Source organism: Dokdonia sp. R86516 (genome assembly GCF_044596715.1).
Taxonomy (GTDB): domain Bacteria; phylum Bacteroidota; class Bacteroidia; order Flavobacteriales; family Flavobacteriaceae; genus Dokdonia.
In genome coordinates, this window is the sequence record NZ_CP138998.1 from 1330040 (window position 1) to 1356092 (window position 26053).

Genomic DNA, 26053 nt, shown 5'->3' on the forward strand with positions numbered 1-26053 from the left:
CGCTTTCGCGAAATTGTACTTTTGTAAATCCAATTTTAAACAAACTTATACTTTGAAAACTCCTATAGCTATAACCGGTCTAGGTTCTATCTCTCCATTAGGTTCAAATGCTGAAGAGCAGTGGAACGCATACCAAGAAACAACTACAAAAATTGCTTGGGAAGAAGAGCTAGAAGCATTTACTGCAAGGTTAACACCAGAGGGCCAAAAAGCTATTCAGGCTATACGTCGAGAAGATAAAAACTATTTAAGAATTGATCCATCTGTACTATATGCTCTTTATGCAGGTAGAATAGCTGTTGAGCAAGCAGGATGGAAAGATGGAGATTTTGGTATAAACGTAGGTTCTTCAAGAGGTGCAACACAACTTTTTGAAAAGTTTTTTGAAACTTATAAGGAGCGCAACATCGTTCCTACACAGGCATCACCATCTACTACGCTAGGTAATATTTCATCTTGGCTAGCAAATGATTTAAAATCTACTGGACCAGACATATCGCACTCTATAACGTGCAGTACTGCTTTGCACGCTTTATTAAATGGCGTGGCTTGGTTACAATCTGGAATGGCAAAAAAATTCTTAGTAGGAGGTTCTGAGGCGGCACTTACACCGTTTACCATTGCACAAATAAGAGCAATGAAACTCACACCTACAGAAGAGGGTACAAGCGCATATCCTAATATGGCACTTAACCTCTTTAAAAAGAAAAACACAATGGTGCTAGGAGAAGCTGCAGCAGTAGCTTGTCTTGAGTTAGGAAAAAAGAAAAATGCACTTGCATATGTAACTGCAGTAGGGTATGCTACAGAGATGCTAGACCACGCAGTGTCTATATCTGACGAGGGTCTTTGCTTCCAGAAATCTATGAAAATGGCACTGGGCAAAACAGACCTTTCTGAGATAGATGCTATTGTTATGCACGCACCAGGTACACTTAAGGGCGATACCTCTGAGATGGGCGCAGTAAAAGCCGTTTTTGGTGAAGAGCTACCTATGCTTACTACAAACAAGTGGAAAATAGGCCACACCTTTGGCGCAAGTGGTTTGTTAAGTTTAGAGCTCGCTATAAATATGTTGCAAGAGCAACGTTTTATAGGTGTTCCATACCTCAAGGATAAAACAAAAGATCAAGCTCTTAACAAGATTCTTGTAAACGCTGTAGGTTTTGGAGGTAATGCCGTGAGTATTATCGTAGAGAAAGCTTAGGGTTGTATTACGCTTTCGCGAAAGCGTACCAAAAGACCTTTTAACACATAAAATTATACCAGTACTGGCTACATTTTTTTAAAAACTTAGTAATAGCCATTTACTTGCTTAAGACTATTTCATATTTTTACGTTATGACAGAAATAAGACACAACTGGACCAAAGAGGAAATACTCGCTATTTATAATAAACCTATGATGACGCTTTTATATGAAGCGGCAACTACCCATCGCGAGCATCACGATCCAAATACGGTACAAGTTTCTACCCTTTTATCTATAAAAACTGGTGGATGTCCAGAAGACTGTGGGTACTGCCCGCAAGCGGCAAGATACCATACAGATATAGAAGGTAATGACCTTATGTCTGTACAACAAGTAAAAGCACAGGCATTACGTGCAAAGGCGTCTGGAAGCTCACGCGTATGTATGGGAGCAGCCTGGCGTAATGTAAAAGACGGACCAGAATTTGATAACGTACTAGAGATGGTACGTACCATAAACAAGCTAGATATGGAAGTGTGCTGTACCTTAGGTATGGTGACAGAAAATCAAGCAGAGCGTCTTGCAGAGGCTGGATTATATGCATACAATCACAACCTTGATACCTCAGAAGATTATTATAAAGATGTCATTTCTACGAGAGCTTTTGAAGATCGTCTAGATACGATTTCTAACGTGCGTAAAACTAATGTGACCGTATGTTCTGGAGGAATCATAGGTATGGGAGAAGCTGTAGAAGATAGAGCAGGAATGCTTGCAGCACTTGCAAAGCTTGACCCACAGCCAGAGTCTACACCTATTAATGCACTAGTAGCAGTGCCAGGTACACCTATGGAAGATATAGATCCTATATCTATCTGGGAGATGATACGTATGGTTGCAACTACAAGAATAGTATTACCACAAACGCAGGTGAGACTATCTGCAGGAAGAACAGAGATGAGTAGAGAAGGACAGGCTATGTGCTTCTTTGCAGGAGCAAACTCCATCTTTGCTGGGGATAAACTACTTACTACACCTAATCCAGATGTAAATGAGGATATGAAAATGTTTGATCTATTAGGTCTTACTCCTCAAAAGCCTTTTGTTAAAAAAGCACAGCCACAATCTGTAGAAGCAGTAGATTCTAAGTTTGAATCACTTGGAGAAAAACCAAAATGGTCACGCCCAGGACACAAAATAGAGCGCAACGAAGAGGCAAAACTTGCCGGAAAAGCGCTTAAGTAGGCAGAACCATATTTGAAGTAATATCGTAGATATACGCGAGAGTATATCACAAAACACTAACTCCCTTCTGGGAGTTAGTGTTTTGTGGTACTATAGCTTTACATAATTTAAGGTCATCTTATATGCAGTTACAAGAAATTACAAGAGTACATACTATAACCAAAAAGGAATTTTTACGTGATTACGTAAAGCCGCAAAAACCCGTGGTTATAGAGCACCTTATAGATGACTGGAAGGCTTATGATAAATGGAACCTCGCCTATATAAAAGATATAGCTGGAGATAAGGAAGTGCCGCTCTATGATGATAGACCCGTAAAACACGACGAGGGTTTTAACCAGGCGCACGCTACAATGAGTATGAGTGCATATGTAGACTTACTCAAAAAGCAGCCTACTAACTATCGCATTTTTCTATATAACTTAATGAAAGAAGTTCCTTCATTAAAAGAAGATTTTAAGTTTCCAAAAATAGGTTTAAGGTTACTCAAGCAAATACCTATGCTGTTTTTTGGAGGAGAGGGGAGCAAAGTCTTTATGCATCACGATATAGACTGGGCAAATATTTTACACTTTCACTTTGAGGGTAAAAAGCAATGTGTGTTATTTCCTCCTAGTGAGACGCCACATCTTTACAAAGTACCTTACTCTCTCATCACCCGCGAGGATATCAACTTTGATGATCCAGATTATGATAAGTTTCCAAATCTCAAAAAAGCAAAAGGTTTTATTTGCCATCTTAATCACGGCGAGACACTGTATATGCCAGAAGGATACTGGCATTATATGAAATATGAAACTCCTGGATTTAGTATGAGTTTACGTGCGCTTCCGCGAAAAATGTCTAACCTCAGGAAAGCATTATACAATGTGTTCTATATGCGTCACTATGATAACTTTATGAGACGCCGAAAAGGACAGGCGTGGATAGATGAAAAAAATGAGCGGGCAATGTTATAATCATTAAAAGCCATGATGGTGTGACAATTATTAACTTTTATTCTTAATTCTCATATGAATAGTCAACAGTGCAGGTTCTTTGTCGTTTAAAATTCATTTTTTATCGAATAAATTAAAATTTTACGATTCAGATTTAAAATAATGCTCAACTTTTTGTTATTTGTGAGCAATTCAAATACCCCCTAGCAATAACATGATGAAAGTCCTCCTTATAGACGACGATAAAGCCGTTAATTTCTTTAATCAGCACGTCGTTATTAAGCATAACTCCTTTGAGCACATCAAAACTGTACAAAGCGGTCAAGAAGGGCTCGCATTTCTATCTAAAGTTAAACTAGGCGAAGCACCTAAGCCAGATCTCATTTTCTTAGACATAAACATGCCGGCAATGAACGGCTGGGAATTCTTAGACGAATACGAGAAGATGTGCTCAGATTTTCGAAAAGATATTAAAGTAATTATTCTCTCCAGTTCCTCAAACCCAGAGCACGTAAATAAAACAATTCAAAATTATAAGGTTATTGATTTTATTAATAAACCATTATCCTTCGACATACTAGATAATGTATTGAAAGTCTATAACAATCTACTATCTAGCTGTGTCCAGAATAATCCACTCATTTGACTTATAAAGCTTTAATAATAGATGACAGCAAACCAATAACCTTCTTCAATAAAATAATTTTAGAGAGGTCTTTACGTTTTTCTGAAATTTTAGTAGCTGTAAATGGTCAAGAGGCAATAGAGATATTAGAAACTGGATTTAATCCCGATATTATTTTTTTAGATCTTAATATGCCTATTATGAATGGTTGGGAATTTTTAGATAAGTACCATCAAGTTAATAACAGAGCTAGTCAAATTATAATGCTTTTAGGAACTACGTTATCACATGAAGATCAGGATAGATTAAGTACTTATGATTGCGTTAAAGGAATAAGAGCAAAGATGCTTTCTAATACTACCCTAGAAGAAATAATAAATAACACATTAGCAGTTGAGCTAAAACCGTAAATTACCCCCAGTTAATGTCTTTCTTATCAAAGATTACCTTGTTTGTTGCGCTTATAATATCATCTTTTTGTGTTGCTCAATCTAGAGCAACTATAGAAGGAGTGGTTACGGATAATTTTGGGGTATTGCCAGGTACAACCATAAGTATAGAGGGTTATAATAAGTCTACACAAACAGATATTAATGGAGCATTCTCATTTCAAGTAGATGAAGGAGAATACGTCTTATCGGCGAGTTTTGTAATGTACAATGTACTTTATAAAACAGTCGTGGTAAAAGCTGGTGAAACACAAAAAGTAAATTTTAAACTTGAAACCGGTTTCTCTGTAGATGAGCCTATATCATTAGGTACAAGATCTGATCCTGTTTCTTCATTTCAGAACACGGCTTCTGTTGATATTATATTACCACAGCAAATTACAAACTCTTCTCAAATAGAGTTAAGTCAAATTTTACACTACTTCTCACCATCATTTTATTCGACTAGACAAACAATTTCAGATGGTACAGACCACATTGATCCAGCTACTTTACGAGGATTAGGTACAGATCAAGTTCTTGTGCTTATCAATGGAAAAAGAAGACACAATAGCTCGTTATTAAATGTAAATGGTACCATAGGTCGAGGTGCCGTAGGTACAGATTTTAATGCTATTCCCATAAGTGCTATAGAACGTATTGAGATACTAAGAGATGGAGCGACTTCTCAATACGGATCTGATGCGATTGCAGGAGTTATTAACATCATCCTTAAAAACCAAACTAATGCTGTCACCTTAAATAATTTATTAAAAATTAATGAGGAGGGTGATGGGCTAACTCAATTTGCAGGTGCAAATTTTGGCATGAAGCTAGGTAAGGAGGGATTTTTAAATATTACGGGCGAATACAGAAAACGAGAAGCTACCAATAGAGCAGGTAATTATACGGGACGTGTATATGTGGATAACGAAGAAGAGGATAATGCACTTATAGCTCAGAATAATTTTTTTGATCAAACAGGCTATTCAGATAGGCAAGTAATGCAGATAGGTAATGCCGAAACTCAGAATCTAGCTATCCATTTTAATGGGGAAATTAAGGTTTCAGATAGTGCTCAGGTGTATCTTCATGGTGGAAGAAATTATCGAGAAGGAAAATCAGCTGGTTTTTATAGATTTCCTAAAGATAAAGACCGCGTAATTACAGATTTATTTCCTAATGGATTTTCTCCAGAGATCTTAACAGATATTCAAGATGACGCAGTCACACTTGGTCTTAAAGGAAGCAAGCATAATTGGGGTATAGATTTTAGCCACACCATCGGGATGAATGCTCTTGATTATACTATTAATAACTCGAATAATGCGTCTTTAGGAATTGCATCACCTACCACTTTTTATGCAGGAGGCTTTTTGTATAGTCAGAATACATCAAATTTAGATCTTTCAAAATCTTTTGATTGGAGGTCAGGTCTTAATTTCTCTTTCGGAGCCGAGTTAAGAGTAGAGAATTATCAGATAGGCGCAGGTGAAGAGGCGTCATACGTTAATGGAGGTAGTGTCTTTACGAGTAGTGATGGGCTTGAGGAACCTAGAATTGCAGGGGCACAAGTGTTTCCTGGAATTCAACCAGAAAATGAGCTCAATAAATTTAGGACTAACAGCTCATTTTACGTAGATATTGAGGCAAACGTTAATGATAAGTGGCTTATACAACTTGCAGCCAGAAATGAGCTCTACAATGATTTTGGGAGTCAAGTGATTTGGAAAGTGGCTTCTCGCTATAAGTTAAATGATAATACAAGTTTGCGAGGTGGTATTGCTACAGGATTTAGAGCCCCATCGTTACATCAAGTGTTTTTTCAAAATATAAGTACGCAGTTTATTGACGGCAACATTTTGCAGGTAGGTACCTTTAATAATGAAAGTGCTCTTACCGCTCAAGCTTTTAATGTAGATAGGCTAAGTCCAGAATTATCAAATCACTACAGCATAGGTTTAAGTAGTAAGATTAGTTCAAATTTTTCGCTTGCGCTGGACTATTATTATATAGCCATTAAGGATAGAATAGTACTCTCAGGACTTATATCTGATGGATATGAAGAAATTCTTGAACCTTTTGGAGTTGGGGCGGCTCAGTTTTTTACAAATGCAATTGATACAGACACTCAAGGTGTAGACGTTGCATTAGTTTATAAGAACAATATAGGCAATGGTAATCTAGAAAGTTCTTTAGGTTTCAATATCAATAGCACGACCGTAGGTAAAGATATAAGAGTACCCATCGCTTTTGAGGGGACGGAAGAAGTCATTTTTAGTAGAGAAGAAATTGGTAGGCTGGAGAAAGGACAGCCTAAGTATAAACTGAGTTGGAGAAGCTTTTATGATATTGAAAAATTTAAAATTCACTTGAATAATACCTTGTTTGGACCTGTAGAATATTTCCATCCAGATGATGGAAATAGCGATAATTGGGTTTTAAATGACTTTACAGGAAATGTAGAGTCTCGAGATCAAAAGTTTTCGGCTAAAGTTCTCACAGATTTCTCACTTCATTATCAGCTTCACTCACGAGTGAGTGCGGCTATTGGGGGGAATAATATTTTTAATGTATATCCAGATAAGCATACACATTCGTCTAATACTAGTAACGGTAATTTTACATATAGTAGACGAGTAGGGCAGTTTGGTGTACAAGGTAGAAACTATTTTGTGAGTTTATCTTTAAGCTTATAATAAGGATATTTTGTTCATGAAAGATTTCAAACTATTAACGGCGCTTAGGATTGTAGTTGCCTTAATAATCTTTGGGTCTTCTATTCAAGTTCAAGCACAAGCCAATGTTGAACAAGTTTCTAGGGTTCAGCGAGCTATCTATGTTTTTAATACTGCCCAACAAGTAAACTGGTCGCCTCAATCTGGAGACACTTTTAAAATAGGAGTTCTGGGTCCTGATAGAACCATTATTGATTTTAAGTCTATAGCTCAAAAAAGACAAATACAATCAAAACGGGTTGAGATTATTAACTTCCTTACAGTAAAAGATATAGCAGATGTAGATATACTATATGTCAATAAAAAGTACAATTTTCAAATATCTTATATCCTGCAGTCTGTCGAGGGAAAGGGCATATTAGTAATATCTGAAGGTTATGCCTTTAATGACTCTATGATAAATATTATTAGAGTTGGAAATACATTTAGGCATCAAATTAATGACGAACTACTGCGCAATAATAGCTTTGTTATAGCTCCTTCCTTAAAATTTTATGCTATTAAAACTTCGCAAAAATGGCAATCACTTTTTATAGAAGCACAAGATTCTCTTGATTTAGTTAAGCAAAATGCAAAGAGAAAAGATTCTTTAATTATAGCCCATCAAAGAGAGATTAATAGTAAAAACGAAATCATAGACACGATTCAAGAAATTGTAAAACTAAAGAATAACTCTATTCAGAGTTTACTTGATGAGGATGAGTTACAAAAGCAAACTATAGAAGAAAAACAAGAAATTGCAAAAGAGCTTGAAGTAGAAAATGAATCTCAACTAGAAGAACTTGAAAGAAGGCAGCGTATTCTAGTAGAAAATGCAAAAGAAATAGAACGTAATCAGGATAGTATTGATCGTCAAAAATTAAGCTTAAGTGCCCAAAAAAAAGTGCTTGATGAGCAATCTGTAGCGTTATCTCTTAGGAAAAACATCAACTGGCTTTTAGGGATAATTGCCTTCTTATTTCTAGTTGCAGGATTTATAATTTATAAGAATTATCAAAGTAAAAGCAAACTAGCAAAACAACTTGCATTGCAAAATGCAAAAATACTAGCTCAAGCAGAAGAACTCAGTCAGAAAAATGAAGACTTAGAGCAATTTGCATATATCGCGAGTCATGATTTGCAAGAACCTCTTAATACCATATCTAGTTTCATTGGGCTTATAAAAAATGATTATAGTGCCCAATTTGATGATTTAGGTAATCAGAGTCTTGAATTTATAGAAGAGGCAAGTGAGAGGATGAATAAGCTTATAAATGTGTTGTTAGAATACTCACGTATAGGCAAGACTAGAAATTTTACACAGGTAGATTGTAATAAAATCGTGCATGACTTAGAGAAGGATATTTATGCTCTTATACATAGAAAAAAAGCATCCATTACATATAAAAATCTCCCTACAGTGATGGGGTCAGAGATTGAGCTACGCTTATTGTTTCAAAATCTAATTACAAACGCTTTAAAGTTTTGTGCAGAAGATATTTCGCCCACTCTAGCTATCGAAGTGAGTGAGACTGTAAGCTCAGAAAATCCTAATGAAAAAATGTGGCAATTTGCCTTTTCAGACAATGGTATAGGTATACAGAAAGATCATCAAGAACGTATTTTCTCTATCTTCCAGCGACTACACACTAAAGATCAATATAAAGGAACGGGAATAGGCCTAGCGCATTGTAAGAAGATCGTCGGGATACACAAAGGTACCATATGGGTGAATTCGAAAATTAACAAAGGAAGTACTTTTTATTTTACAATTCCTATGACTCCAGAGCTTTTGTAATGGATTATTTACGCTTTCGCGAAAGCGTAACAACAAGCAACACAAACTACATTTAAAACTTGCTACCAGTAATTTACTTAAATTGCTATGCACTAGATGTTGTATTCAAACTAAAGCCTAAATGATGGAACTCACGTCAACCTATTGGAATAATCGCTATGCTGAGGGAAGTACAGGTTGGGACTTAAAAGAGGTCTCTCCACCTATCAAAGCCTACCTCGATCAATTAGAAAATAAGGACCTTAAAATTTTAATTCCTGGTGGCGGTTATAGCTATGAGGCTCAGTACTGCTGGGAGCAGGGGTTTAAAAATGTGCATGTAGTAGACTTTTCTCAACTTGCATTAGAAAATTTGAAACAGCGAGTGCCAGATTTTCCTAGTTCGCAACTCATACAAGAAGATTTCTTTACATATGACGGTCAGTTTGATGTAATCCTAGAGCAAACGTTTTTCTGCGCATTGCAGCCAGATTTGAGGCCTGCTTATGTTGCACATATGCATACATTGCTTAAGGCTAAAGGAAAGCTTGTAGGTTTACTTTTTAATTTCCCTCTTACTGAAAAAGGTCCGCCATACGGAGGAAGCACTACAGCATATGAAAGCTTGTTTTCAGAACACTTTGACATTCAAAAAATGGAGACTGCCTATAACTCAGTAGCTGCTCGTGCAGGTAAGGAGTTATTTATCAAAATGGTAAAAAAGTAAACTAGTTAATACCACAACACAATGATTGTACAACTCGCCGAAGGAACTATTAAAACCAAATACGGTACCTATAAAGAGATACTCTTTTATGACGGTATCAAGGAGTCTCACGCGCTAGTGATGGGAGATATTTCGGGAGAAGAAGATGTGCTCTGTAGGGTGCATTCATCGTGTATTTTTGCCCACCATTTTAATAGTATAGAGTGTGATTGCCGTGAGCAAATGGAAATATCACAGCAACTTATAGAACGAGCAGGAAAGGGCATTGTAATCTGGCTAGAGCAAGAAGGAAAAGGAAATGGTCATTATGCACTCCTCAATACCTTACCGCTCAAAAAACAAGGTATGCCGCAGGCAGATGCGTACGAGGCCGTAGGTTTTCATAAAGACAATAGAGACTTTTCGGCAGCAGCGAAGATTTTGAAGCATCTAGAGGTAAATTCCATCACGATGATTACGGATAATGAAAAGAAAACCAAAACACTCACAGACCTCGGCATACGTGTAAGTGGTATTCAACCTACAGAGCTATGATACGAGTACGCTTTCGCGAAAGCGTAACTTTAAAACAATACCGGTATCACATAATACGCCAGTGCAAACAGCAACCCTACAGAGATTAAATTTAAAACCACACCCACACGCGCCATCTGGTCTACGCGTACGTGACCACTTGCAAAAACAATGGCGTTAGGTGGTGTTGCCATAGGTAGCATAAATGCACAACTAGAAGCAAGGGTCACTGGAATTACCATTTGTAAAATGGGCACATCCATCCCTATCGCAATACCTACGACTAGCGGAACTAAAATGGTGACAAGTGCAACATTACTCATCAACTCGGTCATAAAGAGCATTAAGAAAATAAGAACGGCAGTCACCACCCACATACTCCAGTCTTCTTGCTGTGAGATGTAATCTCCTATCATATCTATAAAACCAGATTGCGCTAGTCCAGAAGCGAGTGCAAGACCACCACCAAAGAGAATGAGGATCCCCCAAGGTAATCGCGAAGTATCTTCCCACTTGAGCGGAAAAGAACCTCTCTTGTAATCAATAGGTACTATAAACATAAGTAGTGCGGCAATGACAGAAATGGTTGTGTCTGTAAGGGTAATATCTGGTAGCAGGTTGTTTAAATACGAGCGCAGCATCCACGAGATTGCTGTAATGAGGAATATGGCTAACACTACTTTCTCACCCTTTGAGATAGGACCTAGTTTATCCAGTTCGGTTTGTATAATATTTGCAGACTTCCCTATCGTGCCTAAACCGTTGCGATAAAAGACGCGGGTAATCATAAAGTAGGTGATAGTCATCAATAAGATAGAAAAGGGAACACCCATTTTCATCCATTGAAAAAAGCCTATATCTACATTATAACTTTCATTTAAAAAGGCAAGCATAACAGAGTTAGGTGGTGTTCCTATCAATGTTGCCATCCCACCTATATTTGCTCCAAAGGCGATACCTAGCATAATACTAAGCGCAAAGTTGCGGTCGTTTTTTGTAAATCCATCTTCGTCATCTATGAGAAGTTGAATGACAGATACAGCTATGGGGAGCATTACGACCGTACTTGCTGTGTTTGAAATCCACATACTCATAAGGCCAGTGGCAATCATAAAACCTAAGATGATACCATTTGCCTTAGTGCCTGTAATTTTGAGAATAGATAACGCAATACGCTTGTGCAGTTGTACTTTTTCTAGTGCTAGTGCGATGACAAATCCACCAAAAAATAGATACACAATAGGGTTTGCATAGTTGCTTGCAACATCTTTTATAGTACCTATACCAAGTAGAGGAAATAGTGCTAACGGGATTAACGCCGTCACAGAAATAGAAACAGCTTCTGTAATCCACCAGATAATCATCCATACGGCAATGGCAACCACTCTATCTATCGCTGGGTTGATAATATCAAAAGGTAATACCAGTATGAGAACGCAAAGTAACGGGCCTGTGATAAAACCTATTTTTCGCGAAAGCGTAAATTCTTTCATAGCCCTAAAAATAGGTAAAAAAGAAAACTACCTGCCTTTTAAAAATAGCGCAAGCCTTATTTTCCAGTATGGCATCTCCTCCTTGAAGTATTCATAAAAAGATTTGAGCTTATCTGGATCTGCTACTTTTAAGATAGCGTCGTGTACTTGCTTGACCTCTACGGGCTGTATAAACTGGTAAAAGTCTATCTCCATACCCTCTTCGTGCAGCTTTATGAGGTGATTGTACACAGAGCCTATGGTGAGCTTGCGAGCCTCTGCAATTTCTTCAAGTGAGAGGCCTTGCTGGATGAGGTTTTTAGTCTCAAGATACGTTTTGCTACCGCTTTTAGGTTTTGGTTTTTTGAGGTGCTCTTTGATGAGTTTTAAAAAGTCGGCGCCATATTTTTCCATTTTAGCCTGGCCTACACCTTGTATGTCTAAAAACTGTTTTTGAGTCACAGGCTCCTGGTCTTCCATATCTTTAAGAGACGCATCTGAGAATACAATATAAGCCGCAACATTTGCCTCTCTAGCTAGTTCGGCTCTTAGTTCTCGTAGTTTTTCAAAAAGAGAGCCCTTTGGTTTTTTAGGCTTACGTTCTTTAGTAATCGGTTTGGCTTTTTCCTTACTAGGTTTTGCGAGTTGTATCTTTTTACCGTCGTATAAAACTTCTTTAGAAAGCGGTGTGAGGAGAAGTCTTCCGCTTTCGCGAAAGCGTATTTCTAACAACCCTTGATTAATCATTTGTATCACATACTGCTGAAGATCTCGCCAAGAGACATCTTTTGCAGCGCCGTACGTTTTTATATTCTGATACCCTTTGTCATACACTTGGGCGTTTTGAGAACCTCGTAAAACGTCTATCACGGTACCCATTGCTTCCTTTTGTTGCATACGTGCCACCCCGGAAAGTACTTTTTGAGTAAGTACGGTGCCGTCAAAATATGCGGGTGCATTTTTACAAATGTCACAGTTGCCACAGTCTTGCGATAAAAACTCGCCAAAGTAATTTATAAGAACCTTACGCCTACAGCTTAGTGCCTCTGCATATTGCTGCATACGGTCAAGCTTAGCCATCTGGTAGTCGGCATTTTTTGCTCCATCTATAAACTGGCGTAGCTGCATCGTGTCTGCATAGCTGTAAAAAAGCACGGTATGTGAGGGTAAGCCATCACGGCCTGCTCTACCTATTTCTTGATAATATCCTTCAAGATTTTTAGGCATATTATAGTGTATCACCCAGCGCACGTTACTCTTGTCAATACCCATCCCAAAGGCAATAGTGGCGCAAATTATAGGTGTAGTGTCGTTTATAAAATCTTCTTGCACTTTTGAGCGTTGCTCTGCACTCATACCTGCGTGGTAGGCGGCAGCGTTGTGCCCGTTGCTCTTAAGTTTGGCCGCGAGATTTTCTGTGCTTTTTCTTGATAGACAGTAAATGATACCACTCTCAAAAGGGTGATCTTCTAGAAAGTCAAGAATTTGCTCGTTTCTTTTTTGACCTGGTCGCACGTCCAGATAGAGGTTAGGTCTGTCAAAAGAGGAGATGTATTTTTTTGCTTGTGGGATACTAAGTTGTTGTGCAATGTCATCTTGCGTAGATCTATCTGCAGTTGCCGTGAGTGCTACAAGTGGGGTTTCTGGGTAACGTCTTTTTAAGTAGCCTAGTTGTGTGTAAGCGGGTCTAAAATCGTGTCCCCAAGATGAGATACAGTGCGCCTCATCTATGGCAATGAGTGATATCTTTATTGTAGAAAGTACGGGGTCTAATAGTTGCAAACTTTCTGGAGCCACATAAATAAGATCTAGCGCATTGTGCTGTAGGTCTGATAGTACCTTTTGTGTCTCCTCTGGTGGTTGTGTACTGTTATAATAGGCTGCCTTAATGCCATTTGCTCGCAAAGCATCTACCTGATCTTTCATTAAAGCAATAAGCGGTGAGATCACGAGGGCAACCCCGTCAAGCGCCAGGGCTGGTAGTTGAAAACATATAGACTTACCACCCCCCGTAGGCATTATGACTAGTGCATCTTGCCCATTACAAATGGACTCAATAATCTCTTGCTGGTTAGGTCTAAAGCCATCATAACCAAAGTGAGTTTTTAAAAGGGAGTGTAGTTCTTGTGTCGCAACCATCTTACAAAGTTATTAATACCAATTAAAAGAGGCGCTCTTATGAGCGCCTCTTTATACAGCAATGATGTATTTATTTTTCTTAAAACAAGGAGCTATAAAGGAATATTTCCATGCTTCTTTTTAGGAAGCTCTACCTTCTTGTTTTCTAGCATGCTAAATGCTTTTATGAGCTTACGTCTCGTGTCTTGCGGCATAATCACTTCGTCTATAAAGCCACGTTGTGCCGCGCGATACGGATTTGCAAACTTCTCTGCATATTCACTTTCTTTTTCAAGTAGTTTTTCTTCAGGATTATCTGCTGCGCTTATTTCTTTTCTAAAGATGATCTCGCTGGCTCCTTTTGCTCCCATTACAGCAATCTCAGCACTAGGCCATGCATAGTTGAGATCTGCACCTATGTGCTTAGAGTTCATCACATCATAAGCACCTCCGTATGCTTTTCTTGTAATTACCGTTACTCTTGGTACGGTAGCTTCACTAAGTGCGTATAATAACTTGGCTCCGTTTGTGATAATACCATTCCACTCTTGATCTGTACCTGGAAGGAAACCTGGAACATCTACAAGAACGAGCAAAGGAATATTGAAACAGTCACAGAATCTTGTAAAACGAGCAGCTTTCTTCGAGCTATCTACATCTAGCACTCCGGCAAGGAACATGGGCTGGTTTGCAACGATACCCACACTACGACCTCCTAAACGAGCAAAACCTACGATGATATTCTCAGCATAATCTTTATGGATTTCATAAAAAGAATCCTCATCTATGATACCCGTTATTACCTCGTGCATATCATAAGGCTTGTTTGCACTATCTGGGATAATGGTTGCCAGTTGGTCACGCACTTCATCCTTAAGTGTAAACGGTAAATTCTCAGGTGTTTCCGTATTATTTTGCGGCAAGTAGCTTAATAAAGATTTAAGATCTTCAAGACATTGTGCGTCATTTGAAGAGGTGATATGTGCCACACCAGATTTTGAACTGTGTGTGCTTGCGCCACCTAGTTCTTCTGAGGTTACTTCTTCATTAGTCACTGTTTTTACAACGTTAGGTCCCGTTACAAACATGTAGCTGGTGTTCTCTACCATCATGGTAAAGTCTGTCATTGCTGGAGAGTATACTGCTCCACCGGCACAAGGTCCCATAATAGCCGAGATTTGTGGGATTACACCAGATGCTTGCACATTGCGGTAAAAGATATCTGCATAACCTCCTAGTGAGCGTACACCTTCTTGTATACGTGCCCCACCAGAATCATTAAGCCCTATTAATGGAGCTCCAGTTTTCATAGCGAGATCCATGATTTTACAAATTTTCTCGGCGTGTGTCTCAGAGAGTGCACCTCCAAAAACCGTAAAGTCTTGTGCAAATAAATAAATTAAACGACCGTTTACTGTACCATAACCAGTAACCACACCATCTCCATAATAGATTTCTTTTTCCATACCAAAATCTGTAGTACGGTGTGTAACAAGAATACCTATTTCTTCAAAAGAGCCATCGTCTAGTAAGTAGTGTATGCGTTCTCTAGCAGTAAGTTTCTTTTTTTCATGCTGCTTGTCTATACGTTTCTGACCGCCACCTAGGTGTGCGAGTTCAATTTTTTCGTTGAGCGTTTTTATATTAGCGTCCATAGGTTATACAGTTGGTAGGCGTAAGATATTTTGTTCTTTTATATGTTGTTTGAGCGCAATAAGAGCAGCAATACGTGCTTCTTCTTTAAACCCTTCTTTTAAGGCTTCTGGTGAATAGTATTTTTTTACAAAATGCGTGTCAAAATTCCCAGAACGGAAAGCTTCGTGCTCACAAACAAATTTTCCAAAAGGTAAGGTGGTTTGTGCACCCTCAATTTTATAATCATCTATGGCTTTAGAGAGTAACTCTATAGCCTCCTCACGTGTGGGAGCGTAGACAATAAGCTTAGAAAGCATCGGGTCATAATAGATAGGAATATCCATGCCTTGCTCAAAACCATTATCTACACGTATACCTTCTCCTTCTGGTAGTATGTAAGTAGATAGATTTCCTACACTAGGTAAGAAGTCATTAAGAGGATCCTCTGCATACACACGCAATTCTAGGGCATGTCCTTTTATGCTGAGGTCTTCTTGAGCGATAGATAACTTCTCACCACGAGCAACGCGTATCTGTAATTCTACAAGATCTGTACCTGAGATAAGTTCGGTAACTGGGTGTTCTACTTGTAAACGAGTATTCATTTCTAAGAAATAGAAATTGTGTTGATCGTCTAGCAAGAACTCTACGGTACCTGCGCCGCGATAGTTACATGCTTTTGCCACCTTTATTGCAGCTTGCCCCATTTCTTCTCGTAGTTGCGGAGTAAGGACTACAGATGGAGCTTCCTCTACTACTTTCTGGTGACGACGCTGGATGCTACATTCACGTTCAAACAAGTGAATCACATTACCATGATTATCTGCCATCACTTGTATCTCGATGTGTCTAGGTGATGCAACATATTTTTCTATGAAAACAGATCCATCGCCAAAGGCTGCAGTCGCTTCACTAATAGCCGTACTCATTTGTGATGCTAGTTCGCTGTCTTTTTCTACCACGCGCATCCCTTTTCCGCCACCTCCGGCAGAGGCTTTTATGAGAATAGGGTATCCTATTTCGGCAGCGATTGCTTTTGCTTTCTCTACATCTGTGATAGCTTCATCAATACCTGGTACCATCGGGATATCATATGCTTTTACAGCTTCTTTGGCTGCGAGCTTACTTCCCATGATTTCTATTGCGTGTGCCTCTGGGCCTATGAAGATCATTTGTGCTTCTGTTACCGCTTTCGCGAAAGCGGAATTCTCACTTAAAAATCCGTAGCCAGGGTGGATTGCATCTACGTTAAGTTCTTGAGCAACTTTTATGATTTTATCACCTAGTAAATAGGACTCTGATGAAGGCGCATTACCCACGCAAACGGCTTCGTCTGCATAGCGCACGTGTGGTGCATTACGGTCTACAGTAGAATAAATGGCTACTGTTTTAATACCCATTTTCTTAGCCGTACGAATTACCCTAATGGCTATCTCACCACGGTTTGCAATTAATATTTTCTTTATAGTTTTCATCTATTTTTCTTCTTCAAATTCTACAAGTAATTGCCCTTTATCTACCGCGTCATCTTTTACAACATGCACGGCCTTGATAACTCCGTCTGTATGGGATACAAAGCTGTTTTCCATTTTCATGGCGCTTAGAATCACTAGCGTGTCACCTTCTTTTACTTCTTGACCAGCAGAGACCTGCACATCAATAATAAGACCTGGCATAGGAGAAATGAGATTGTTGAACTGCTTTGAACCTCCTACCGTGAAGCCCATCTCTTTAATAAGAATGTCAATTTCGTCTTTGATAACAACTTCATAATTGTTACTATTTACCTGAATGTTGTATGTCTTTTTGCTGAAATCTGAGGAGACTACAGTTGCTTTAAAAGAAGAATTATTCTCCAGAATATGGTAAGAATTCTGAGAGGTGTGTACCGCATCTAGTTGAGATAGTTGGTCACGAGAAACTTCGAACTCATGCTCCTCGTTTACGGTGGTTTTATAGGTGTTGCTCATCGCTTGTATTTTAAGATATAAATATACGTAATTACGATATTGTTATCCTAGAGCAAATAAAATAAGAAAAGGCGCTCGTGAGAGCGCCTTTATTGTCAAAAATGTAATATTAATTGTTTTTGCTAAGCATCAATAACTCGTTACAAACAATCTCTGTCATATATCTTTTTATGCCATCCTTATCTTCCCAAGAGCGGTTGGTCAATTTTCCTTCTATCGCGATTTCTTGTCCCTTCTGGATGTAGCTTTCTACCACTTTGACAAGACCACCGCGTACTACGATGTTGTGCCAGTATGCACGTTCTACTTTCTGTCCATTCTTATCTTTATAAGAATCATCTGTTGCCATGGAGAATTTGGCAATTTTATTTCCATCTGGAAATGTTGTGATTTCTGGTTCTTGACCTAATCTTCCAATTAACTGTACCTTGTTGCGTAATGCGTTCATAATAATGTGTTTTTCTTGAGTAGGTTAAGCCTACCAAATTGAGTTATATTTCTTTCTCGAGCCGTTCTCGAGAAAATCGTTTGTTCCTAATAAGTGAATTATAATAACCACCTGTAAATAAGAACACTGCAAATATGCGACAGCTCACAATCCGTAGCCGACTTTTAAACGTTTACTTACGTTTATAGTCGTTTCTAAGTATTTGTAAACGTTTAAAAACGTTTTAATTTACTGAATTAGAGTGTGTTGTGGTTTTTAGCGTTTATTGAGTTAGCACTCCTTGTTTTAGAGAATTTTTAGAAGAATAGAGGTTAATTACTTGGTGTGGAGTGAAGAAGAGACTTGGATATCCTTAAAAACTTGAAGATTTTTAGAGTCTTTCAGAGGATTAGATATTAAAAAACACTCTCTTTCTAACAACATTCAGGCTAGAAGAAAATTTAACTGAAAGAGCCATTTTCGCGAAAGCGTAAAGAATAAGATAACCCTCATCACAAATAGGTCAGTTTCGATAAGAAGTAAATAAGAAAGTCAAGTAAAATGTATATGTGACCATTTAGGTCGAGCTATACATTAAAAGCATGTCTAAAAGAATCTCTGTCTTATAGGGTTTGAGTATGCTATTGTTAATGCCGTGTTTTGTTAGTTCTTTATCTCCCTCTTTATAGCTTGTGGCTGTAAGAGCAATGATAGGAGTTATACTGTCAAACTTTCTTATAACAATACTTGCGTCAATACCATTCATAATAGGCATGTTAATATCCATCAATATGAAATCATAGGCATTATTCTTTACTGCGCTCACAGCTTGTTGTCCATTACTGGCACTTTCGTTTTTTATACCGTATTGTTCAAGTACCTTTTTAGTTACTAGTTGGTTAATGCTATTGTCGTCCACAATAAGTACTTTTTTACCTTTGAGTCGTTCATAGCTTGAAATATCTGATTGGACTTCTAGGTAGGAGTCGGATCCAGTTTCTAGATCAATTGTAAATGAAAAAGTAGAACCTTTATTTGGCCTGCTTACTAGAGATAGTTTACTACCAAGAATGTGCAAAATCTTCTTGACAATGGGAAGACCTAAGCCTGTACCTTGATGGTTTGACATAGCTCCTACTTGAGCAAATTCAGTAAAGATTTTTGCTTGTTCTTCTTTGGCAATGCCTTGTCCTGTGTCTGCTATACTAAAGAGTATGGTGTTTACATCTTTATTCTTTTCTTGGAGTGTGGCCTTTATGGTGATTGTGCCATCCTCGGTAAACTTGCTGGCATTGCTCGATAAGTTCATGAGGACTTGAGAGATTTTAGTCTTATCGCCCAGTAAGGTGTCTGGAATATTAGGATCAATAATCACATTTGTTGTGTTATTGTTTTTCTTGTTTATAAACTCAAGAGTTTGTACAATGTGAGGTAGTAATTTATGTAGTCTAAAGTTAGTCTTCTGTATACGCTCGCCTTCTTTTGAGTCAAATTTATTTAAGCTTAATATATCATTTACAAGCGCCAGTAGATAATCTGCAGAGAATTTTAAAGATTTTAAATCTTCCGTATGGTTTTTGAGCGCTGGGTCTTCAAGAAACACAGAAGAAAGCCCTATAATCCCATAAAGCGGTGTTCTTAACTCATGGCTTACTGTAGAAAGAAATTTAGTATTACTCCTAGCTAGCTTTTGAGATTTCTTTTTGGCTTGAAGATATTGTTTGTTCTTTGATTTTAAATTATCAAGGAGTCTTTTTCGTTTTTTTCTACCATGTAATAAAGTCCCGATAAATAAGAGCAGTATGGCGGCTATTGCGAGTGAAGTTTTTAGAAATAATTTGTTCTCACCAGCTTTTTGAAGTGCGAGCTCATTTTCTAATTTTGAGGCTCGTAGTTCTTGTTTGAATTTATTGAGGTTAAAGCGAGAGGTAGCATTTTTTTGCTGTTTTATCTTGTTTGCTTCGTATCTCTTTTCGACAAGTACATCATAGGTTTTACGTATGCTATTTACTTGCTCGTAGTTGCCTAAGCTTTCATAGGCCTTCATTAGGTTTTTATAATTATCTATCTTGTAGTTGTCATCTTGTTCATCACCAGCTACCTCCATAGAGTAATTAATTGCTTCAATCGCCTCTATAGGTCTGTTTTGTAATAGATAGATGGAACTTTGAACGTGATAGACGGTCCCTTCAAAGTTGTTTTTCCTTCCATTAAAATCACCTTTCATTAGTAATTCCTTTGCTTGATCTAGGTAGTATTGCGCTTCATTGGGCTGTTTTTTTATGACATATAACTCAGCTAGGTTGTTATTTGATATAAAGTCAACTAGTATACTATTTTCAATTTCTGGGCTTATAGCAAGTGCCTCTTCAAAATAAGTGATGGCTTTGTCTGGATCTTCTTCAAAAAAAGTATTCCCGAGATTGGTAAGATTTCTAGCAAGATTGAAGGTGTCATTAGCCTTTTTATTTTCCTCTATGGCATTATTAAAAAGATCTTCGGCGCCCTGGATATCATCTACTTGTATAAATGCATTACCTAGAATGCTTCTTAAACGAGATGTAGTAAGAGGAGCTTTGAGTCTCTTAGCGTTATCTAGAAGGTGTGGTACAACCTCAATAACTTTTTCATAACTAGACTCATTAAATAAAGTAAGTATGGCGGGCATCAAAGAGTCTATCTCTGTTACGGTAAATTGCTTTTCTTTAATTAAAAGAATTTCTTCTTGAGAGATTGTCTCTTGACTGTAGGATTTAAAAGAGTATACAGTACTTAAAACAACTAGCAGTAGTATGGTTAGTCTAGTCATAAATATTGATTTGGGAATTAAAATTTAAGCAATTGCCCCTAGAGCAGTTGTTACATCAGAAAATGTATTTAATTAACTAATAATATTCTTTTAATCTAAAAAATACTGCTTTTCATCGATTGTTTGAGATGTTTGATGAGTTTTTTTATTTATTAAGATTGATTTTAAATTTTTTGTAAGCCGCTAATTATCAGTAATGAATAATTTTGATGTTATAAAAAGGTGTTCTGTTGCATATTTGAGCCTTAACTAGTTGAGATTTTGCATTTATGATAATATTAAGGTGGTTTGTCTTTAGTACGCTTTCGCGAAAGCGTTAAATGTTTTCATTATTACCATCATACTCTATATCTTTTATCAATCAAATAGGATACATAATGAGTAATTACCACATAAAAGGTCTACAAGAGTATTTTCAAGTCTACCAAAAGTCTGTAGATAAGCCTGAGCAGTTCTGGGAAGAAATTGCCGAAGAAAACTTTGTCTGGCGTAAGCGCTGGGATACCGTATTAGATTGGGATTTTAAAAAGCCAGAAGTAAAGTGGTTTGACGGAGCCCAATTAAATATTACAGAAAATTGTCTTGATAGACATCTCTACACTCGTGGTGATAAAACCGCATTTCTCTTTGAGCCCAATAATCCTGATGATCCTGCCGAACATATTACTTATAAAGATCTGCATGAACGCGTGTGCAAGTTTGCAAATGTACTTAAGGCTAAAGGTGTGACGCGCGGTGATCGTGTGTGTATTTATGTACCCATGATACCAGAACTTGCGGTATCTATGCTTGCCTGTGCGCGTATAGGAGCAGTACATTCGGTAGTATTTGCTGGCTTTTCTAGTACTGCATTGAGCACGCGTATCAATGATGCAAGCTGTAAGATGGTGATTACAAGTGATGGCTCATATCGTGGTAATAAAACAATTGATCTTAAAGGCATTGTAGATGAAGCGCTAGAAAGCACTCCATCTGTGGAGAGCGTGCTTGTTGTTAAGCGCACTGGTGGTGATGTAGTAATGAAAGAGGGGCGTGATGAGTGGGTAGCACCACTGTTAAAGGAAGCATCAACAGAATGCCCTGCCGAAACCATGGAAGCAGAGGATTCTCTTTTTATATTATACACTTCTGGTTCTACAGGGCAACCTAAGGGAATGTTGCACACTACCGCGGGATATATGGTGTATAGTGCATATACATTTAAAAATGTATTTCAATATAGAGAAGATGATGTGTACTGGTGTAGTGCAGATATAGGATGGATTACTGGGCACAGTTATATTGTCTACGGGCCACTTGCAAATGGTGCCACCTCGGTACTTTATGAGGGAGTGCCAAGTTTTCCAGACTGGGGACGCTTTTGGGAAATAATAGATAAACATCAAGTAAACCAATTTTATACAGCACCCACGGCGATAAGAGCACTTGCAAAGGAGAACTTGAGTTATGTAGAGAAGTATGATTTATCATCTCTCAAGGTTTTAGGAACCGTAGGCGAACCCATAAATGAGGAAGCTTGGCACTGGTATAATGATAATATAGGGAAGAAAAAATGTCCAATTGTTGATAGCTGGTTTCAAACGGAAAACGGTGGGATTATGATTAGTCCTATCCCTTTTGCAACGCCTACAATTCCCACATTTGCGACTTTGCCTTTACCAGGTATACAACCTTGTTTAATGGATGAACAAGGGAAAGAAATAAAAGGAAACCAAGTAGAAGGAAGGTTGTGCATTAAATTTCCATGGCCTAGTATAGCTAGAACGATATGGGGTGATCACAAAAGGTATAAAGACACGTATTTTTCGGCATTTGATAATATGTATTTTACTGGAGATGGCGCTTTAAGAGATGCAACGGGTTATTATAGGATCACGGGACGTGTAGATGATGTCATTATCGTTTCTGGTCACAACCTAGGTACAGCACCTATAGAAGATGCTATTAATGAACATCCAGCTGTTGCCGAAAGTGCGATTGTAGGTTTTCCTCATACTATTAAAGGAAATGCTTTGTATGGTTATGTAACTTTAAAGGAGACTGGAGAAGGACGTGATCATGATAATTTACGCAAAGAAATTAATCAGCTTATCACAGAAAAAATAGGTCCGATAGCAAAGCTGGATAAAATTCAATTTACAAATGGATTACCTAAAACACGATCTGGTAAAATTATGCGACGAATACTGCGTAAGATTGCCTCTGGGGAAGGAGATAATCTAGGCGATATAAGTACACTTCTTAATCCTGAAGTTGTACAGAGTGTAAAGGACAACGCACTATTATAACATAAAAAACCCCGAAGATTATTTCTTCGGGGTTTCTTATATAAGTGAGTGATTAACTCTTTAGATTATCTCGTGGCTGGGTAAACTCTTTTTTATCTTTTACCTGATTATTAATCTCTTTGCCGTGAGTTGCCTCTAGATTAATAGCCTGTTCTTTCTTGCTAGTTTTCTCTGGATTAGGTGTTGTATTACTCATGATTTTAATTTTTAATGTTCACTTAAAGATAATTTGAAACCTCATTTTTTTCAAAGCAATTAATAAACCTTAACCACTCGTTGTTAAAAAATGTGAAGAGAGATGTTTGAGGATGTTTACTGGTTCAAAAATGTGCTAGTTTATATTTTAAGGAACACACATCAAAAACGACTAAGGTTATAAATCTCTTAAAGCCATTAGTGGTACAGAGGTATTTTATTATATTTCAATAAATCTAAAATATACACAACGATGAAATCATCTTTTTTTGATATAATTCAATCTGAAACTCCTGTCTTAGTAGACTTTTATGCAACATGGTGTGGACCTTGTAAAACACTCGGGCCTATTCTAGAACAAGTAAAAGACGAGCTAGGTGACCAAGTAAAAATTGTAAAAATAGACGTAGATAAAAATCAGCCGCTTGCTGCACAGTATAATGTGCGCGGAGTACCTACTATGATCCTTTACAAAGGAGGTAAGCAAGTGTGGAGACAATCTGGAGTGCTAGAGAAAAGTGCGATTGTTGAAGTGGTAAAAACTGCATAGATGATCATATTAATTTCTCCTGAGGAAACCAGTGAAAACGAGATTGCCACGCTGCATCAACTATTTGAAGCTGGGCTATCTCATTTTCATCTTAGAAAACCAAATGCGAGTCTTGATGATCACATAGCATACCTGAAAAAGGTTGGTATTGCATATCATAATCGTATAATGACGCATAACTTTCATAAAGAGTTGTGTAGTCAGTTTAATATTAAGGGCGTGCATCTAGAAGAAGCGATGTGGAGAGCGCAAGGTGATCGTTTAGAAACCTACGTAAATTCATTTACCAGTAAAGATAATATCGTGTCTTCCTCTTATCATGAGCCAGAAGATCTTGCATCGCAAGCAGTACGTTTTGAGTATACGTTATTAAGTCCTGTTTTTTCGGCAATTTCTAAGAGTGATATGCAAGGAAGAGGTTTTGATGTGCGTCACATCAAAAAAGATATTGTAGGTATGGGAGGAATAAATGCAACCACAACTCCAGAAGCACTAAAACTTGGTTTTAAAGGAGTAGGAGCGCTAGGCGGCATATGGAATGCAAATGATCCCGTAGCAGCATTTATTGAGATGAAAAACGCTTTCGCGAAAGCGAATACCTAACCTTTACTATATTTGCACCATGGCAAAGAGAGGAACTCCTAAGAACACGAAAAATAAAGCAAAGCATTCTAAGCTTATGGATCGTAAGAAAAAGAAAGAGCGCGAGAAGAGAGACGCTAGTGAAGCGCGATTACTCGAAGCAAAAGAAAAGATGAAAGCTCTTAAAGAGAAAGAAGAAGAATAACAAAAGCGTCCCGATGGACGCTTTTTTTTGTTTTAGAGCGTAACATGTTGACTATAAAGACGTCATTTTAATAGTTTAGGCAACTATTTTAAATTTTCTAGCGTCTATATAGTAAATAACCATCTTATGACGACACTTATAAAATTCATTCTCACGTTACTTACAATAACCTGCGCTGCTACGGCGGTAGCACAATCTTATAGTGTAACCGTAATTGACGAAAGGACTAAAGAACCCATTCCTTTTGCAACTGTAAAGTTATCTGAAAATACAGGTACAATCACAAATGAAGAAGGCATCTTTACCCTAGGAGAGCATAAGCTATCTGCACTTAGGGACTCTGTGTATATCTCGTCTATGGGATATGAAGAGGTTGCTATTTTTCCTAAGAAAGTGAAGGATACCATTATATCACTGCGTATAAAAACAAACGAATTAGATAATGTATTTCTTACAAATAATCCGCTGGATGCAGAGGAAATCATAGAGCGCGTTAAAGAAAACATAGCTGTTAACTATCCTAATGCGCTTACTGAGAAAAAAATATTCTTCAGACAGTCTGAGTCTGATCGTATTGATAAAATGGATATCGAAGTAGAAAAAACGACTATTCCAGAATTTAACCAGGTCTTTATGGATAGTCTAGTGGGATCTGTAGCAAAGAAGAGTGATTACTACAGTGAGTCTGTCGGGACACTTTCTGGAAATTATGACAATCAAAAGCTCGTTATAGACAAAGCAGCAAAGCTCTATGACAAAACTAAAAAAGATGTAGGGGTGGAGAGTTTTGGAAAAAGGCTTGAAGAAATTATTGAGAAAAACGTAAAAGCAGATTCTTACTTTAAAATAAAATCTGGAATCGTAGGTACCACTATTGAAGTAGATGACTCTACAAAAATGGGCAGCTCAAATGGCGGACTTAAAATAGAGGTAGATACAGAGCAAGAAGAAAATGACAAGGAGAAAGCCATTATAGAAAGTATCAAATCTGACCTTTCTGATCTGTTTGAGGCTATGTTTTATAAAGAGGATACAAAGCTTGACTTCTTAACAAAATCCAATCGTTATCGATTTACTAAGAGAGAATTTACTGCAATAGGTGATGATATAGTTTACGTAATAGACTTTGAGCCTAAAGGAAGAAAAGATTTTAAAGGAACCTTATATATAAATACTGAAGACTTTGCAGTAATGCGACTAGAATATGAAAATGTACGTAAGTTGTCAAGTTTTGGGATGTTTGGTATAAGCTACAAGAAGTACTTGTATAAGGGTAAAAGTATCTATGCAAAAGATGATAATGGTGGCTATTCCTTGCGATTTATGGAGCTAGAAAACGGAGAACGCGTTGGTATAGATAGGCCTTTAAAAATCATTGAGAAAAACAAAAATGTAGGAGGTCGCCGAAAGCAAAATGAAGTAGCGATGGAGATTGAAATAGCAAACACTAGTTATTCAAAAAAGGAGCTCGTTGTTTTTAGCACGACTAGCATTGACCAAAGTACGTATGATGCAGTAGAAGAAATTAAAGAGATGGAGGCAACATACTTATCTGAGTATGATCCTAATTTCTGGAAAGGGTATACTATTATGGAGCCTAATGCGGCTATACAAAGTTTTAAGTCTGAGAGTAAATAATAG

At 37.7% G+C, this 26053-nt stretch carries 22 protein-coding genes; 14 read left to right on the top strand and 8 right to left on the bottom strand.

All coding sequences use genetic code 11. The features are described from left to right. Positions 1-52: 52 nt before the first annotated feature. The 9 genes from SJY23_RS06150 to SJY23_RS06190 all read left to right on the top strand — a co-directional run bounded on the left by SJY23_RS06150 (position 53) and on the right by SJY23_RS06190 (position 10182). Entirely contained in the window at positions 53-1207 is a 1155-nt protein-coding gene (locus tag SJY23_RS06150) for a beta-ketoacyl synthase N-terminal-like domain-containing protein (RefSeq protein ID WP_396597849.1), read from the top strand. 134 nt (positions 1208-1341) lie between these two features. Continuing rightward, entirely contained in the window at positions 1342-2436 is a 1095-nt protein-coding gene (gene bioB, locus SJY23_RS06155) for a biotin synthase BioB (RefSeq protein WP_396597850.1), read from the top strand. A gap of 122 nt (positions 2437-2558) precedes the next feature. Beyond that, positions 2559-3395 carry a cupin-like domain-containing protein gene (locus tag SJY23_RS06160; protein ID WP_396597851.1) on the top strand — a complete coding sequence of 279 codons (837 nt, stop codon included), beginning with the start codon at positions 2559-2561 and terminating at the stop codon, positions 3393-3395. Positions 3396-3588: 193 nt separating this feature from the next. Further along, entirely contained in the window at positions 3589-4020 is a 432-nt protein-coding gene (locus SJY23_RS06165) for a response regulator (RefSeq protein ID WP_051583796.1), read from the top strand. After that, on the top strand, positions 4017-4409 hold the full coding sequence (locus SJY23_RS06170; protein ID WP_396597852.1) for a response regulator transcription factor: 393 nt from the start codon (positions 4017-4019) through the stop codon (positions 4407-4409). Before SJY23_RS06165 ends, SJY23_RS06170 begins: the two co-directional genes overlap by 4 nt. Positions 4410-4423: 14 nt before the next feature. After that, a complete protein-coding gene (locus SJY23_RS06175; protein WP_396597853.1) occupies positions 4424-7126 on the top strand; it encodes a TonB-dependent receptor domain-containing protein in 2703 nt (900 codons plus the stop codon). A gap of 16 nt (positions 7127-7142) precedes the next feature. Then, the gene (locus tag SJY23_RS06180; protein WP_396597854.1) at positions 7143-8942 is read left to right on the top strand and encodes a YfiR/HmsC family protein; all 1800 of its coding nucleotides are present in this window, start codon (positions 7143-7145) and stop codon (positions 8940-8942) included. Between the two features lie 124 nt (positions 8943-9066). Beyond that, positions 9067-9648, top strand: a complete 582-nt coding sequence (locus SJY23_RS06185; RefSeq protein WP_396597855.1) for a methyltransferase — start codon at positions 9067-9069, stop codon at positions 9646-9648. A gap of 21 nt (positions 9649-9669) precedes the next feature. Next, positions 9670-10182, top strand: a complete 513-nt coding sequence (locus tag SJY23_RS06190; protein ID WP_396597856.1) for a GTP cyclohydrolase — start codon at positions 9670-9672, stop codon at positions 10180-10182. Positions 10183-10211: 29 nt separating this feature from the next. Here SJY23_RS06190 and SJY23_RS06195 read toward each other — a convergent pair whose 3' ends face one another. The 7 genes from SJY23_RS06195 to SJY23_RS06225 form a co-directional block, all read right to left on the bottom strand. Continuing rightward, positions 10212-11654, bottom strand: coding sequence for an SLC13 family permease (locus SJY23_RS06195; RefSeq protein ID WP_396597857.1), 1443 nt, complete (start codon positions 11652-11654; stop codon positions 10212-10214). 27 nt (positions 11655-11681) lie between these two features. Next, entirely contained in the window at positions 11682-13772 is a 2091-nt protein-coding gene (gene recQ, locus SJY23_RS06200; protein WP_396597858.1) for a DNA helicase RecQ, read from the bottom strand. Positions 13773-13864: 92 nt separating this feature from the next. Further along, on the bottom strand, positions 13865-15406 hold the full coding sequence (locus SJY23_RS06205) for an acyl-CoA carboxylase subunit beta (protein ID WP_396597859.1): 1542 nt from the start codon (positions 15404-15406) through the stop codon (positions 13865-13867). A gap of 3 nt (positions 15407-15409) precedes the next feature. Beyond that, positions 15410-16861 carry an acetyl-CoA carboxylase biotin carboxylase subunit gene (gene accC, locus SJY23_RS06210; RefSeq protein WP_396597860.1) on the bottom strand — a complete coding sequence of 484 codons (1452 nt, stop codon included), beginning with the start codon at positions 16859-16861 and terminating at the stop codon, positions 15410-15412. Beyond that, positions 16862-17356: an acetyl-CoA carboxylase biotin carboxyl carrier protein subunit gene (locus SJY23_RS06215; RefSeq protein WP_396597861.1), complete on the bottom strand. Its 495-nt coding sequence runs from the start codon at positions 17354-17356 to the stop codon at positions 16862-16864. A gap of 109 nt (positions 17357-17465) precedes the next feature. Continuing rightward, positions 17466-17804 carry a single-stranded DNA-binding protein gene (locus SJY23_RS06220; RefSeq protein ID WP_108877702.1) on the bottom strand — a complete coding sequence of 113 codons (339 nt, stop codon included), beginning with the start codon at positions 17802-17804 and terminating at the stop codon, positions 17466-17468. Positions 17805-18360: 556 nt separating this feature from the next. Continuing rightward, positions 18361-20592 carry an ATP-binding protein gene (locus SJY23_RS06225; protein ID WP_396597862.1) on the bottom strand — a complete coding sequence of 744 codons (2232 nt, stop codon included), beginning with the start codon at positions 20590-20592 and terminating at the stop codon, positions 18361-18363. Positions 20593-20969: 377 nt separating this feature from the next. Between SJY23_RS06225 and acs the strand changes: the two genes are divergently transcribed. Then, on the top strand, positions 20970-22880 hold the full coding sequence (acs, locus tag SJY23_RS06230) for an acetate--CoA ligase (protein ID WP_396597863.1): 1911 nt from the start codon (positions 20970-20972) through the stop codon (positions 22878-22880). 52 nt (positions 22881-22932) lie between these two features. Here the strand turns inward: acs and SJY23_RS06235 are convergent, their stop codons facing one another. Then, positions 22933-23076, bottom strand: a complete 144-nt coding sequence (locus tag SJY23_RS06235) for a hypothetical protein (protein WP_013750391.1) — start codon at positions 23074-23076, stop codon at positions 22933-22935. A 252-nt stretch (positions 23077-23328) separates the two neighbouring features. On the opposite strand from SJY23_RS06235, the gene trxA reads away from it, so the two are divergent. From trxA to SJY23_RS06255, 4 genes are all read left to right on the top strand, one after another. Continuing rightward, positions 23329-23625: a thioredoxin gene (gene trxA, locus SJY23_RS06240; protein WP_035334788.1), complete on the top strand. Its 297-nt coding sequence runs from the start codon at positions 23329-23331 to the stop codon at positions 23623-23625. Next, positions 23626-24228, top strand: coding sequence for a thiamine phosphate synthase (locus SJY23_RS06245; protein WP_396597864.1), 603 nt, complete (start codon positions 23626-23628; stop codon positions 24226-24228). Positions 24229-24247: 19 nt separating this feature from the next. Continuing rightward, a complete protein-coding gene (locus SJY23_RS06250) occupies positions 24248-24412 on the top strand; it encodes a hypothetical protein (RefSeq protein ID WP_013750388.1) in 165 nt (54 codons plus the stop codon). 126 nt (positions 24413-24538) lie between these two features. Beyond that, positions 24539-26050, top strand: a complete 1512-nt coding sequence (locus tag SJY23_RS06255; protein ID WP_396597865.1) for a carboxypeptidase-like regulatory domain-containing protein — start codon at positions 24539-24541, stop codon at positions 26048-26050. The last annotated feature ends 3 nt before the right edge of the window (positions 26051-26053 follow it).